11 protein-coding genes are annotated in these 13,986 nt (G+C 36.8%); 5 read left to right on the forward strand and 6 right to left on the reverse strand.

What is annotated here, in order from left to right; all coding sequences use genetic code 11:
• Both LF886_RS21580 and LF886_RS21585 read left to right on the forward strand, forming a co-directional pair.
• The gene (locus tag LF886_RS21580; protein WP_236851628.1) at nucleotides 1-1,266 is read left to right on the forward strand and encodes an AAA family ATPase; all 1,266 of its coding nucleotides are present in this window, start codon (nucleotides 1-3) and stop codon (nucleotides 1,264-1,266) included.
• Nucleotides 1,267-1,531: 265 nt separating this feature from the next.
• A complete protein-coding gene (locus LF886_RS21585; protein ID WP_236851630.1) occupies nucleotides 1,532-3,034 on the forward strand; it encodes an SbcC/MukB-like Walker B domain-containing protein in 1,503 nt (500 codons plus the stop codon).
• Nucleotides 3,035-3,078: 44 nt separating this feature from the next.
• Here the strand turns inward: LF886_RS21585 and LF886_RS21590 are convergent, their stop codons facing one another.
• The 5 genes from LF886_RS21590 to LF886_RS21610 form a co-directional block, all read right to left on the reverse strand.
• On the reverse strand, nucleotides 3,079-3,906 hold the full coding sequence (locus LF886_RS21590; protein ID WP_236851631.1) for a universal stress protein: 828 nt from the start codon (nucleotides 3,904-3,906) through the stop codon (nucleotides 3,079-3,081).
• Between the two features lie 43 nt (nucleotides 3,907-3,949).
• Nucleotides 3,950-5,362: an inorganic phosphate transporter gene (locus LF886_RS21595; protein WP_236851633.1), complete on the reverse strand. Its 1,413-nt coding sequence runs from the start codon at nucleotides 5,360-5,362 to the stop codon at nucleotides 3,950-3,952.
• A complete protein-coding gene (locus tag LF886_RS21600; protein ID WP_236851635.1) occupies nucleotides 5,353-5,544 on the reverse strand; it encodes a hypothetical protein in 192 nt (63 codons plus the stop codon). The genes LF886_RS21595 and LF886_RS21600 overlap by 10 nt, the downstream gene beginning before the upstream one ends.
• Nucleotides 5,545-5,751: 207 nt before the next feature.
• Entirely contained in the window at nucleotides 5,752-6,777 is a 1,026-nt protein-coding gene (locus LF886_RS21605; protein ID WP_236851637.1) for an LLM class flavin-dependent oxidoreductase, read from the reverse strand.
• A 426-nt stretch (nucleotides 6,778-7,203) separates the two neighbouring features.
• A complete protein-coding gene (locus LF886_RS21610) occupies nucleotides 7,204-9,342 on the reverse strand; it encodes a S9 family peptidase (protein ID WP_236851638.1) in 2,139 nt (712 codons plus the stop codon).
• A 386-nt stretch (nucleotides 9,343-9,728) separates the two neighbouring features.
• On the opposite strand from LF886_RS21610, the gene LF886_RS21615 reads away from it, so the two are divergent.
• The 3 genes from LF886_RS21615 to LF886_RS21625 all read left to right on the forward strand — a co-directional run bounded on the left by LF886_RS21615 (nucleotide 9,729) and on the right by LF886_RS21625 (nucleotide 12,360).
• Nucleotides 9,729-10,241, forward strand: a complete 513-nt coding sequence (locus tag LF886_RS21615; protein ID WP_124530921.1) for a YceI family protein — start codon at nucleotides 9,729-9,731, stop codon at nucleotides 10,239-10,241.
• 80 nt (nucleotides 10,242-10,321) lie between these two features.
• Nucleotides 10,322-11,149, forward strand: a complete 828-nt coding sequence (gene ygiD, locus LF886_RS21620) for a 4,5-DOPA dioxygenase extradiol (protein ID WP_236851640.1) — start codon at nucleotides 10,322-10,324, stop codon at nucleotides 11,147-11,149.
• A gap of 44 nt (nucleotides 11,150-11,193) precedes the next feature.
• Nucleotides 11,194-12,360, forward strand: a complete 1,167-nt coding sequence (locus LF886_RS21625; RefSeq protein ID WP_236851642.1) for a carboxypeptidase-like regulatory domain-containing protein — start codon at nucleotides 11,194-11,196, stop codon at nucleotides 12,358-12,360.
• Nucleotides 12,361-12,432: 72 nt separating this feature from the next.
• On the opposite strand, the gene LF886_RS21630 is transcribed toward LF886_RS21625, so the two are convergent.
• Nucleotides 12,433-13,908, reverse strand: a complete 1,476-nt coding sequence (locus LF886_RS21630) for a S8 family peptidase (protein WP_236851644.1) — start codon at nucleotides 13,906-13,908, stop codon at nucleotides 12,433-12,435.
• Between the last annotated feature and the right edge of the window lie 78 nt (nucleotides 13,909-13,986).

The raw sequence follows: 13,986 nt of genomic DNA on the forward strand, positions 1-13,986 counted from the left end.
ATGATCCCTGTTCAATTAACTATCGAAGGACTTTACTCATACCAGGAACGCCAAACGATTGATTTCAGAAATCTTACCGAAGCTGGATTGTTTGGTATTTTCGGAGCGGTGGGTTCTGGAAAATCATCGGTTCTTGAAGCTATTTCATTTGCTTTATATGGAGAAACGGAACGTCTAAACATGCGTGACAAAAGGGCTTACAACATGATGAATTTAAAATCAAACAGTTCTTATATAGAGTTTGATTTTGTGAATTATGAGAATAAGCTTTTCCGTGCTGCCCGTGATTTTAAAAGAAATCTGAAAAAATTCGAGGAAGTAAAACCTAATGCAGTTACTTTTTATGAGAATATCAACGGCAAATGGATTCCTTTGGATCACTCGAATGCGGAGACGATCATTGGTTTAAGCTATTCCAACTTCAAAAGAACTATCATTATTCCGCAGGGACAGTTCAAAGAATTCCTTGAATTGGGTGCTGCAGAAAGAACGAATATGATGAAGGAGATTTTTAACCTTCAAAAATTCGATCTTCAGAACAATGTTTCTACGCTTAATATAAAAAACAGATCTGAGCTGGATCAACTTGAAGGGCAGCTAAAAGGTTTTGAAGAGATCAATGAGGAGAAAATCCAGATTCAGAAAGAACAGCTGACAGAGGAACAGAAAAAACTCTCTGAATCGAATGAAAAACTGGAAAGAGTTTCCCATACCTATCAACAGCTGAAAAACTTAAAAAGCGATTTTGAAAGTTTACAGCAGAATAAGGAAAAATTCAGCAAACTCTCTGAAGAAAAACCTCAGATGGATGCTATGGAAGCACAGACTGAATTATACGACCGTACTTTCAGGCTTTTCAACCCGTTGATTATTGAGAAAAATAAGCTTTCAAAAGAAATTACCGATAAGCGGAACGAAAGAGAACAGCAGATCAAAGGCTTGCAGGAGACTGAGAAGGCTTTTAATACAATCAAAGAACAACTCACAGCACTTGAACCACAATTTAAAGCTTTAGAGCAATCCAGAATTCAGGAAAACGATTTGAGCCTCATCATCCAGATTCTGAAGTTTTCTGAAGAAATCAAAGTTCTGAATGAAAGAACTCAAAAGGGTTCTGAAAAAGTAAAAGAAGTAAACCTTCATAAAGAGAAGATTCAAAAGAAGATTGATGAACTTTCTGCACAGATTAAAACCTTAAAGGAGCAAAAACTGGATTCCGCTCTGCTTTCTGAAGTGGGAAATTGGTTTATTCAACAAAAAACTTAAAAAATCACAGCAGGAACAAGCTGAAAAAATTGAGAAACATCTAAAACAGATTGGAAAAATTGCAGAGGAATTAAAACCTTTTGCCTATCAGGAAAATTATAAGGAAGATTTCAAAATCAGAAAAGAAGCCTTAGAAGTCAAGAAAAAGGAGCTTTCCCAGAAACTAGATCATCTCAAAATTCAAAAAGAACTTTCCCGTTTTGCCAGCGAACTTCATGATGGTGAAAACTGTCCTCTTTGTGGATCCAAGGAACATCCTCATATTGTGGAATTTCATGATGTGAATATTGAACTGCAGGAGATTCAGGAGAAAATAACTTCTTTAGAACAGGAAATTTCCGTTATTCAAAAGCAGGAAGCAGAAATTGACAAAATTCTGGACCGCAAGAAAATCTTTGAGGAACAGCTTCTTTCGGAACAGAAAATTCTTCTTCAGATTCAGAAAGAGATTGAAAATCATATCCTGAATTTTACATGGAAACAATTCGCTTCGAATCAAGAGGAAGAGTTTGATAAAAAACGTACCAACTCGTTTACTTTAGAAAAAAAGATCGAAGAAACAGAGCGTAGTATAGGCCAGGAAAGGGAAACTCTTGAAAAAGAAAACCATTTATTAGAAAAATATAAAAGTGCACTGGAAAATTTCAGGCTGGAAGAGGTTTCTAAACAAGAACAGATCAATATCAGCCGTTCTGCCCTTAAGATTCTGGATTGGAATCTATATGTTCAAAAAGCGATCATAGAAGTTGAAGAAACCTACCAAAAACTAGTATTTTCCAACAAGGAAACTGAAGAAAATTACCAAAAAGCACTGCAGCAGGAAAAAATTCTCTCTCCAAAACTGGCAGAACAAAAAACGATCGTCAGCCAATCCGAGAAACAGATTACAGAACTTGAAAAAGAAATTTCTGGGAATGAAGAGGCGATCATCAAAGTCTTGGCAGATCAAAACTTCACAGAGTTCAAAGAGGTTGAGAATATTTTACTTCAGGAAATTGATATTCAACTGGTAAGAAGCAAAATCCAGAATTTCAAAGTTGATTTCGAAGCTTTAAAGAAATTTATCGGCGAGCTGGAATTAAAACTGAAGGGACTTTCATTTGACAATGAGCAGTTTTCTCAGGCTGAACAACGGTTCAATGAAGCGCAAAGTGAGCAGAAGCAAATCAGTGATTCTGTAGTCACAAAAACCGCAGAAATAGACCGATTGGAAAAAGAATTTGTAAAAAAAGAGGGGCTTCTGAAAGAATTGACAAAACTTCAGAAACGTTCTGAAAATTTAAAGATTATGATGAACCTGTTTAAGGGAGCAGGTTTTGTGCAATACGTCTCATCTATTTATCTGAGACAGCTTTGTGATCATGCGAATGTTCGTTTCCACCGCATGACCAGAAACCAGCTGAGTCTGCAGCTTAATGAAAATAACGACTTCGAGATCATCGATTACCTCAACGAAGGGAAAAGCAGAAGTGTAAAGACGCTGTCGGGTGGACAAGCCTTCCAGGTTTCTTTAAGCCTTGCTCTGGCATTGGCAGAAAGTGTTCAGGCTAACGCAAAAGCCGATAAAAACTTCTTCTTTATTGATGAAGGTTTCGGAACTCAGGATACGGAATCGGTGAATATTGTATTTGAAACGCTTACCAATCTGATGAAAGAAAACAGGATTGTAGGAATTATTTCGCATGTTGAAGAACTGAAAGAGAAAATCCCTACAGCTCTCAACATTATTAAGGACGAGGAAAGAGGAAGTCTGATTGAGATTGTATAATTAATCTTAGAACCTCAAAAGAGATTAAAGGCTGGCTTGAAATCTTACGCATGAAGAATCAATACAGCCTTCACAGATTTGTTCAGGATCTCATCTACAGTACTTCCGGAAAACAATCGGTAAATAATATTGTGATTGTGTTTTACAAGACATAAAATATCTGTTTTATTGGTTTCTATGAAATCAATAATTCCGCTTGACGGTTTATCATCCTCTACGTAGTGAAAGGTGATCTCCACTGAAGAAAGCTGGTCTTTTAATTTCTTTTCTCCATTTTCTATGGCTCTTGCAGCTGTATCTTTGTCCGAGATATGGAGTACTTCCAACTTCTTCGGATCGGAAACTTTAAGGAGCTGATTCAGTGCTTTTATATCCCTTACGGATAGTTTTGTGGTTTTGTAATCAGTAGCCAGCGTGATAACAGGTGTTGGGTGAAGTATGCTTTCTGCAGGAACGATTAATGTAGGAATCCGCATTTTGCTAATAGCTAAACTGGCATTACTTCCTATAATTCCCTTAATGCCCGTAGCTCCCGTCATTCCCATTACTAAAAATGACACATCGTTATATTCTATGTATTTCGTAATGACATTTCTTAAAAAGCCAACATCACAAACGGTTTTAATCGGAATGTCTTTATATTCGTCATTATTACAGAAAGTTTCAGTCCATTCTTTCAGAGCGGATCTTTTTCTTGCATAGTAATCTTCAATAAAAATGGCGTTGTAAGTACTATTGTTGATGCCTTCCGTGGGATGAATGGCATTCAGTACTGTTACTTTCATCTTTAAAGTTTTGGCGAGGGACAGAGCATACAACAGCGCATTACCTGCGTTGTTGGAAAAGTCTGAGGCAACTAATATTTGTTTCATTTTTTTCGGTTTTAATAATAATCACTGAACTAAAAATCTGCCACTAAATAAACAGATGGAAACATATAAATAACAGTAAAGATAGTACAATAGAAACCGGTAAAGTAAGTACCCAGGCAAGGCCGATACTTTTTAATGTAGCCGGATTAAGGTTACTTTTACCACCGGAAGCGACCATAGAACCTGCTATACCACTTGACAAAACGTGTGTGGTACTTACCGGCAATCCCAGAAATGTACTGATACCGATAGTAGATGCTGCAACAATTTCGCTGGATGCACCCTGGGCATAGTTCAAATGTTCATTTCCTATCTTTTCACCAATGGTTACTGCTATTCTCTTCCAGCCTATCATAGTTCCCAGCCCCAGAGAGACGGAAATGATGATAATGACCCATAGAGGAGCAAATTCGGTTAACTTTTTAAGTTCAGAAATCTGGCTGGTAAGTATTGCCCTGTTGGATTCGTCAATAGCTATGGCTTTATTTTCGTTCAGTTTTTTTAAAGAATCAATAAGGTTATCTACCTCTTTTCTGAATTTGTAAGTCGCTGCTTTGTCCTTTTCATTCTTATGTATCAGATTTTCTTTTACATTTTCAATAGCAAGATTCAGGGTCTTAAATTCAGCTGTATTTTGAATATTTTGGGCAGCTGTTGCCTGTAATGTATGTTCTGTTGTATTCAGGATAGAAATAATCTTGTCGTTAGGAATATCATGATTAATTGCAAATTGAGCAGGCATAAAAGCGATCAGGATCAACATAAAAAGCCCTACTCCCTTTTGTCCGTCATTACTGCCGTGAAAAAAGCTTACTAACGTACAGGTTGTTATTAAAATAGCTCTGATCACAAAAGGAGGTTTATCATTGGCACCCGTCGGAATATGAAAAAGTGCTTTATAGCGGATTACATATTTAAAGAACCACATCAATAGAACAGCTAAACAAAATCCTACGATAGGGGATAAAATGAGTGACATCCCAATTTCTTCCGCTTTATGCCAGTTCACCCCGCCTCCATAATACCAGGTAAATCCTAAGCCGGCACCAATCAAAGCACCAATCAGAGTATGAGAGCTGGAGCACGGTATTCCAAAGTACCAGGTTCCCAAATTCCAGATGATTGATGCCAGTAGAACAGCAAGAACCAAAGAGGCTCCCACAGCAACCGGCAGCGTTACGAGTGTATCCATCGGAACCAGTTTTAAGATTCCCATTGCAACGGCAATTCCTCCTGTAAAAACTCCCAGAAAATTCCAAAAGCCTGACCATGGAATTGCAATAACAGGTTTAAGAGCTTTGGTATAAATTACGGTAGCCACGGCATTGGCAGTGTCGTGAAAACCGTTTACAAACTCAAAAGCCACAACAGCTATCAGACACAGGATGAAAATAATGACAAGCCCTGTACTGAGATTCGGATCCACTGAAAAAAATAGGATATTGTTTAAAAGCATGGTTTTTTGTTTAGATTTTGGAATGGCTGGATCAACAGAACATCCAGAGTGTTGAAAAATGAAACCACCGGAAAGGTATAATGAGGAAGATATCCTGAATAATAATAGACTTTGGAACATCCAAACGACCTGCTTAGTGAAGTAGAAGTAGGAGGAAACTGTTCGTTACCAGTATAATACATATTTTGTATCATGTGGATCATAGACAGGTCAATCATTAATAGCTATCGCTTTGTTTCATCAGTGTAAAGAAATGAAGTTTAAAAGATTACGATGTTAATAAATGATTAACTGTTTATTATATTTAAAAAATAGGATTCTCTGTAATATAAAACAGAATAAAAAAAGGAGACCTTTTCCGGTCTCCTTGTCATATCTATAAACGACTGTTACAGTCCTTTTATAACAGGTTTTACTTCTTTCCCAAATAATTCAATAGATTTCATCATCACTTCATGAGCAGGATCTCCCACATCCATATGGCCGATAAATCTTGTAATTCCGAAAATCTCTTTCATGTAAGCAATTTTATCTGCTACTTCTGCCGGACTGCCGATAAATAATGCTCCGTCTTTATTTCTTCCTCCGTCATACTGCATTTTGGTGTAAGGTGCCCATCCTCTGGAAGCCCCTATCCTATCCATCTGAGATTTATAATTATGGAAATATCCATCTACTACTTTTTGATCATCACTCACAAAAGTATGTGAATGAACCGCAATCTGCATTTTTGAAACATCATGCCCTGCTTTTTGATATTCCTGTTTATAGAATTCAATCAGGTTTCTAAACTGAATCGGCATTCCTCCAATAATCGCTACCACCAAAGGCATTCCAAGCTGTGCTGCACTTAAAACAGACTGTGGAGTTCCTCCAACGGCTCTCCAGATTGAAAGCTTTCCATCATTTTTTGCTCTTGGGTAAACGGTTTGATTTTCCATCGGAGCACGAAGTTTTCCTGACCAGCTTACATTTTCTTCAGAATTAATTTTCAGTAATAATTCTAATTTTTCATCAAATAACTGTTCATAATCATTCAATGAATACCCATACAACGGAAACGATTCTATGAAACTTCCGCGTCCCACGAATATTTCTACTCTTCCGTCTGAAATAAGATCCAGTGTAGAGAAGTCTTCATATACTTTTACCGGCTCCGAAGAACTCAAAACAGTCACGCCACTGGCCAGTTTTATATTTTTTGTAATACTTGCTGCCGCTGCCAATACGATCTCCGGAGAGGAAACAGCATAATCCGGACGGTGATGCTCTCCCATAGCGAAAACATCAATTCCTACCTCATCCATCAATTTTACCTGATCCAATATCTCACGGATCTTAATTCCTGCATCTCTATATTTCCCGGTTGACTGGTCTAAAGCCAAATCACCGAACATTCCTATTCCTAATTCCATATTGTTGTTTTTAGTAATACAAAATTACCACTATGAAAGATCAAAAACATTGATGTTTGTTAAGATCGGAAGTACGGTTGGAGACAAAACATTCTTTTTGTTGGAAAACGCAAAGGCGCAAGGATTTTCTATCTTCATTCTGCTTTAAGGCGCAAGAAAATCGAAGATTTTCAGCAAAGGCACAATATGTTGGCTTAAATTTTCTTGCAGATTAAAAATATTACACAGGTTTTCATAACATCTGCGTAATGTGCAAAATCAGCGTGAGATAAAATAAATTACATCGTATAAAATTTTATCGCAGATAAAATCTTTGCGCCTTACAACATAAACCATATCAAAAACTTGCGCCTTTGCGTTTTCCAACATTCTTACTTCTTATTCAACAGAAGCAAAAAATCCAGCCGTTCCGGCTGGATTTTATTATTATTTCTTAAGATACAAATCAAAATAATCTGTGATTTTCTGCATCAGGTGAACTCTGTCTTTCCCGATCACATTATGCGGATGTCCCGGATATGTAAAGTAATCCAACTGAACTCCGTTATCAACAGCAGACTTGATGAATTTTATAGAATGCTGCCACACTACTACATCATCCTGTGCTCCGTGAATCATCAATAGTTTTCCTTTCAGGTTCTGAACTTTATCCAAAAGATTAGCCGCTGCATATCCTTGTGGATTTTCCTGTGGCGTATCCATATATCTTTCTCCATACATGATCTCATACATGCTCCAGTCGATTACCGGTCCTCCTGCTACCCCTACTTTGAATACATCTGGTTTACGAAGCATGAAGCTTGTCGTCATAAATCCTCCAAAACTCCACCCATGGATTCCCATTTTGTCTCCATTTACATAAGGAAGAGACTTTAGGTATTCTACCCCTTTCATCTGGTCATTCATTTCTGTAGTTCCCAGGTTTCTGAATACAGCCTGCTCGAACTTCAATCCACGGTTAGAAGAACCTCTTCCGTCCATGGTAAAAATAATGTACCCATTCTGAGCCATATATTCATACCAAAGGTTTCCTGAAGCCGGGAAGGTATTGGTAATTAGTTGTAAGTGCGGTCCGTTATACAAATAAACAATCGTTGGATATTTTTTATTCGGATCAAAGTTTGTTGGAAGAATAATTTTTCCATACAAAGGAGTTCCATCATCTGCTTTTAATTCTACATTTTTAATTTCCGGTCTCTGATAATTTTTTAATGGATTTTCAGAAGTAAGGATATTCGTAGATTTTAAATTGGCAGTATTGATAATTTCAGCAACTCTAGGTGAATTGGCATTGCTGTAAGCATCGTACAGGTAATTTCCGTCGCTGCTCAATGTACCGATGTGCATTCCTTCTGCACTGTCCAATCTCTGCATTTTGAAATTAGTCCAGTTGATTCTGTATAAATGTCTTTCTAAAGGAGTTTCTTTTGTTGAAGTAAAATAGATTTCCTTTTTCTTTTCGTTGAATCCTAAAATATCAGTTACCAGCCAGTCTCCTTTTGTTATCTGTGCTACCAATCCCTTTTCCAAACTATAGTGGAACAGGTGATTGTATCCTGTTCTTTGGCTCTGCCAGATAAAGTCTGTGTTAGAATTCGGGAAGAAAGTAAGCGGATGTTGTGGTTCTACATATTTGCTGTCTGTTTCTTCAAATAACGTTTTCACCAATTCTCCGGTAGCAGCATCATACTGATTCATTTTCATATGATTCTGACCTCTGTTCAGAACGCCTACGAAGATATACTTTGAATCCGGGCTCCATGTAACGGCCGTCAGATATTGATCTTTTTCACCCTCCACTTTTAAGAAAGTAGTAGCTTGGGTTTTAATATTGAAGACCCCTAATGTCACCTGATGAGAAGTCTGACCAGCCATTGGGTATTTGATATTGTGATTCACAGCAGGCGTTACAGACCAGTCGATGATCGGGTAATCTGCAACCATGCTCTGATCCATTTTATAGAAAGCTATACTCTCAGAGTTCGGTGCGGGGAAAATTCCAGTATCAATTCCGAATTCATTTCTGTGAACGGCCTGTCCGCTGATGATATTTTCATTAGCTTCGTTGGTTACAGCAATGGTTTTCCCGTTTCTGCTTACAAATAAATTACTCTTTGCTGTGAAGGCAAATGTCTGACCATCACCAAACATTTTTACGTTTGCAGCATCCTGATCCATTGCAGCTGTACTTTTTACTTTCCAATCGTTTCCTGATTTTTCAATCCACGACATTTTACCACCTGTAGTAAAATACCCATTTGAATTTCCTGTAAATTTAATTGGCGGAACAGCTTTCAGCTTATCATTGGAAAGATTTCTGTTAAGTTGGCTCAACGAGATCAGGGTATCCTGTTTGTTGGTTTTCAAATCTGTAATCAGATAACCTCCTTTTACTGCCTGGATATAAGATTTTCCGTCTGCAGCCCAAGAAAATTGGGAAATATTTTTCACGGCAAGGTTGGTTCTCATTCCATTTACAGCCTCCGCCATGGTAAACTTCTGGGTCTGGGCAAATGCTGAACTGCCTAAAACCATTATCAATAAAGAAAATTTATGTAATTTCATTGTATAAAATTGAATCCATCAAAAATAAGAAATAAAAATCATTCGTTAAGAAATGTTAAATTAAAACATTCATAAAATGGAATTCATGCACTAAAAGAAATTATTCCTTAACTTAATAGTAGAATTTTTAAAGCTGAAAATTAAATGAGTCAATCGTGAATTCTCAATCCGCTTTGCTTGTCAATTTTTTATATTCCAAAAGACATTGATCATTCACTTGCGAAGCAAAATTGACAATCGACATCGATAAAATTGATTCAACATTTAAAAATAAAAAATCGATGATTTTAAGTGTAAACTGCATTTCTTATCCTATATCAATGACTTGTATATATTTTCTGTCCTAAATTTGCCTCATTAATAACAAACAAAAAATACAAAATACAATGGCTACAAAATGGATCTTAGACCCAACGCATAGTGAAATTACTTTCAAAGTAAAACACATGATGATCTCTAACGTAAAAGGAAGCTTCAGAACTTTCACTGCTGAAATTGATTCTGAAGATGAATTCTTTGCCAATGCAAAAACTACCGCTACTATCCAGACGGATTCTGTGTTCACAAACAATACAGACAGAGATAACCACTTAAAATCTGCTGAGTTCTTCAATGCTGAAGTACATCCTACGATAACTTTTGAATCTCAGGCATTAAATAATTCTATTGTTGGAAATCTTACCATCAACGGAATTACAAAACCTGTAGATCTTGATGTAGACTTCGGAGGAATCAATGTAGACCCATGGGGAAACACAAAAGCAGGTTTCTCTTTTGAAGGGAAAATCAGTAGAAAAGATTTTGGATTAAACTGGAATGCAGCTCTTGAAGCAGGAGGTGTAATGGTAAGTGATGATGTAAAAGTAGCTGGTGAATTACAGTTTGTAAAACAAGCATAGTTAATAACATACATTATAAAAGGTTCAGGGATTTGTCTAAAAGCCTTGAACCTTTTATTTTTTTATAATCTTCAATATTTATGAACCTCAACGATCTTCAAAACATAAGCGACAGTTTTAAAAACACTCAGAGAATGCCTGTTTTATTTCTTGGACATGGTTCGCCGATGAATGCCATTGAAGAGAATCAATTTGTACAGGGTTTCCGAAAAGCTGCCTCAGAAATTCCCAAACCTAATGCTATTCTTTGTATTTCTGCTCATTGGTATACAGACGGAACTTTTGTAACGGCTATGGATATGCCGAAAACCATCCATGATTTTTATGGTTTCCCAAAAGCATTGTTTGATGTGCAGTATCCTGCTCCGGGAAGTCCGGAACTCGCCAAAGAAACTGCGGAATTACTTCTACCTATAGATGTCGAAGAAGACCACAGCTGGGGACTGGATCATGGTGCATGGTCGGTCATCAGACATATGTATCCGGATGCTGATATTCCGGTAATTCAGCTGAGTATTGACCATACAAAACCACCTCAATATCATTATGAGCTTGCCAAAAGGCTGAATAAACTTCGTGAAAAGGGCATTCTGATCATCGGAAGCGGAAATATTGTACACAATCTTCGTCTCATCGACTGGAAAAACATCAATACAGTGGGAGCCGGCTGGGATTGGGCAGTTGAAGCCCGGGAGAAAACCAACAACTGGCTTCTTGACGGTAATTTTCAGAATATTATTGATTACCAAAAGCAGGGAACTTTCTTACAGTATGCCGTTCCTACTCCTGATCATTATCTTCCTTTGCTCTATACTTTAGGGCTGAAAGATCAGTCTGAAGAACTGACTTTATTCAATGATGAGCTTATCGGTGGATCATTGAGTATGACGAGTGTAAGGATTGGATAAATTCTTCTTTCATTATCACTAAAAGTTTAGTAATATTGTTTGCCATGAAAACAATATTACTATTTTTTTTGCTTGCTTCTTCTGTTTTTTCCGCTCAGATGGTAAAGGGGACTGTAGTAGATGATACCGGTCACAGAATAGACAATGTCAATATTTATCTTGATGGAACGAAAACAGGAACTGTTTCAAAAGAAGACGGAAGTTTTACATTAAATCTTTCTACCCAAAAATATGGGAATCTTGTTTTTCAGAAAGAAGATTACGAAACCTTTACCACCGGATTACCGGATGTTATTAATAAAAACTCAAAAATATTATTGATTAAGACTAGTATTAATGAAGAAAAAAAAATTGCTCCCTTTACTTCCGAAGCGCATGAAAAATACATCAATTATTTTCTAAATACATTTATCGGTGTAGATCAGGAAAACGTAAAAATTAAAAATCTAAAATCTCTAAAATTCTCGTATGATGAAAGAAATCGTTTTCTTACCATAAAAGCTTCCAAACCTCTTATTATTGAAAATAAAAACTTAGGTTATGAAATCAGTTATAATTTGATCAGTTTTTCTACAGATTTTAAAAGATCTAACATGGTCAACTATACCGGAACCAGTTTTTTCAAAGAGACAAAAAATACGGATAATGTGAAGCTTAATCGTATGAATGCTTATGAAGGTAGTTTTCTCCACTTTTTAAGGAGCATTTATGATAATAAAATAGTCGAGACTGGGTTTATAATCTATGAGGCTAATAGAACTCCAAATCCATTTTATCCTTCTGAAAAAGAATTGAATACTCTAAATAATTATCTGGAATCAGCAACCCAATCTGAGTTAAATAGTATTCCCGAAAATATTAAAGATATATCTCGTAGAAAAAATGATCAAAGTCCTTATTTACTTACTATTAGTAAAACAAATGCTACTGATGCTGATTATGTAAAAAGATTATCAGGACAAGTTTTCCTTAATTTTAAAGATATTCTTAAAATTAATTATTCTAAATTTTACTATGAACTAAAAGGAAAGGATTTTGTGAAAAGAAAAAATCGCAATTTATTATCATCATTTTTGTACTCTGAGGGGGGATCATTCGAAATTTCAAAGGAAGGAAATATTACAACACCAGACCAGCTCATCAATGAAGGTGATTTTTCCAAAAATAAAATTGAAAATATGCTTCCTCTTGATTATCAATTAGGAGATTAATATTTTAGAATAAAAAAGGAAATACCTCAGATGAGATATTTCCTTTTCCTTTTTATAATGGTCTATTATTATTTATTGCACCGCTTTTAAAACATTAATGTTTCCGTAGCCATAGCTTGAATTTACATTGGGATAGTAAGTGGCAGACTGTCTCATTTTATTAAGTACCTGCTCTCTCGTCCATGATGGATTTTTAGCCCAAACCAAGGCTGCAATTCCTGCTGTAGCTGCCGTGGCCACTGAAGAACCTCCTACATAATCTGCCTGACCATTGTAATAGCTCAAAACAGGAACGGTATTCCCTGAAGGTCTCTCCATCTGGAAGGTAAAGTCGATCTGACTTCCAGAGTGGCAGACATCACATTTCTGATTGGATGTATTCTCTTTCACTCCTGTTATCGCCTGAGTTTCTGACATTGATGCAGGGAAAATTACCCCAACAAAATTAGTGAAGCTGGTAGAAGTTCCTCCGGCACAGAAAATCAGTTTTCCTTTAGAATAAGCATATTTAACCCCATCTTCAATTTTCCCGACAGAGAAAATATGCCCCATCGACATTGAGATGATCTTCACACTGGTATTGTTACCCAATTCTGTGAAAGCCGTTTTTACAGCAGTCTGCTCACTGGAAGTTTCCAGGACAACGTTTTCTGCGGCTCTGTAGGCGATAAGGTTAGCATTATAAGCTACTCCTACAGGTAATCCTGCATTATTTCTTGGAGCAGTCATCACAGAAGCCATTTTGGTTCCGTGCCCACACTGATCTCCGGATCCGTCTGAATTATACACTCCGAGTTTACTGATCGTTCTTCCTGAAGAAGCCCCATTATTAAAGCTTCCTCCCAATAAAGTCTGCTCAGGGGAAACTCCTGTGTCAATAAGCCCGATGGTAACACCTGCCCCTGTACTGTAGCTCCAGGCATCAGGAATATTGTGCTTGGCGAAAGCCCATGGAATTTTTGCACTTGGCGTTGTAGAAGTGTAATCTGCTGCATTTAATGTTGATGATGAAAAACCACATCCTGATGAACCGCTGCCAGAAGATTTTGCAGCCGATTGAGCCTCGAATTCAAAATAATGATAGTCTGCCGGCTCCACATATCGGATGTTTTTCATTTGTCGAAGAGCGGTAATGGTTTCTTCATTTTCAATCACCACATCCATCTGATTAAGATACTGGTCTGAAAGAAGAAGGAAATTTCTTTCATCTTTTCCTTCATACTTTTTGATGACAGAAAGGACTTCTTTTTCCATATCGCTGCTGTTTGGAGATTTACTTCTGTCAAAATCATCTTTAGAAGCTCCAAAACCGATAGATACCATTTTGTTTCCACGGAAAACAGCACTCCATACGAAATGATCGGATTCATTCTTCCAGTTGAAAGCACCGTCTGTTTTAATAGCCAGATTGATCCTTTCGTTGATCTGTTTTGCAGTCAGCGGATCTTTCTGAGCCATTTCTGTTTTTACATTTTCGTTCTGAAGTTCTTCTCTGGAACACGAGTTTAAAGCAAAAAATATTGCCAGGAGGAATACAGTTTTTTTCATATGTTATTATTTTGGTTGGAGCCACAATATAACACTTTCATGGGAATTAAAAACTTAAAAAAAATGAATTTACCATTA

It is taken from the genome of Chryseobacterium sp. MEBOG07 (assembly GCF_021869745.1).
Classification (GTDB): domain Bacteria; phylum Bacteroidota; class Bacteroidia; order Flavobacteriales; family Weeksellaceae; genus Chryseobacterium; species Chryseobacterium viscerum.

Excerpts from the sequence above, each read along its gene's own strand:
- LF886_RS21595 (WP_236851633.1), bottom strand. The coding sequence starts at position 5,362 with ATGCTTTTAAACAATATCCTATTTTTTTCAGTGGATCCGAATCTCAGT.
- ygiD (WP_236851640.1), top strand. The coding sequence starts at position 10,322 with ATGAACCTCAACGATCTTCAAAACATAAGCGACAGTTTTAAAAACACT.
- LF886_RS21615 (WP_124530921.1), top strand. The coding sequence starts at position 9,729 with ATGGCTACAAAATGGATCTTAGACCCAACGCATAGTGAAATTACTTTC.
- LF886_RS21590 (WP_236851631.1), bottom strand. The coding sequence starts at position 3,906 with ATGAAACAAATATTAGTTGCCTCAGACTTTTCCAACAACGCAGGTAAT.
- LF886_RS21610 (WP_236851638.1), bottom strand. The coding sequence starts at position 9,342 with ATGAAATTACATAAATTTTCTTTATTGATAATGGTTTTAGGCAGTTCA.
- LF886_RS21625 (WP_236851642.1), top strand. The coding sequence starts at position 11,194 with ATGAAAACAATATTACTATTTTTTTTGCTTGCTTCTTCTGTTTTTTCC.
- LF886_RS21600 (WP_236851635.1), bottom strand. The coding sequence starts at position 5,544 with ATGTATTATACTGGTAACGAACAGTTTCCTCCTACTTCTACTTCACTA.
- LF886_RS21580 (WP_236851628.1), top strand. The coding sequence starts at position 1 with ATGATCCCTGTTCAATTAACTATCGAAGGACTTTACTCATACCAGGAA.
- LF886_RS21605 (WP_236851637.1), bottom strand. The coding sequence starts at position 6,777 with ATGGAATTAGGAATAGGAATGTTCGGTGATTTGGCTTTAGACCAGTCA.
- LF886_RS21630 (WP_236851644.1), bottom strand. The coding sequence starts at position 13,908 with ATGAAAAAAACTGTATTCCTCCTGGCAATATTTTTTGCTTTAAACTCG.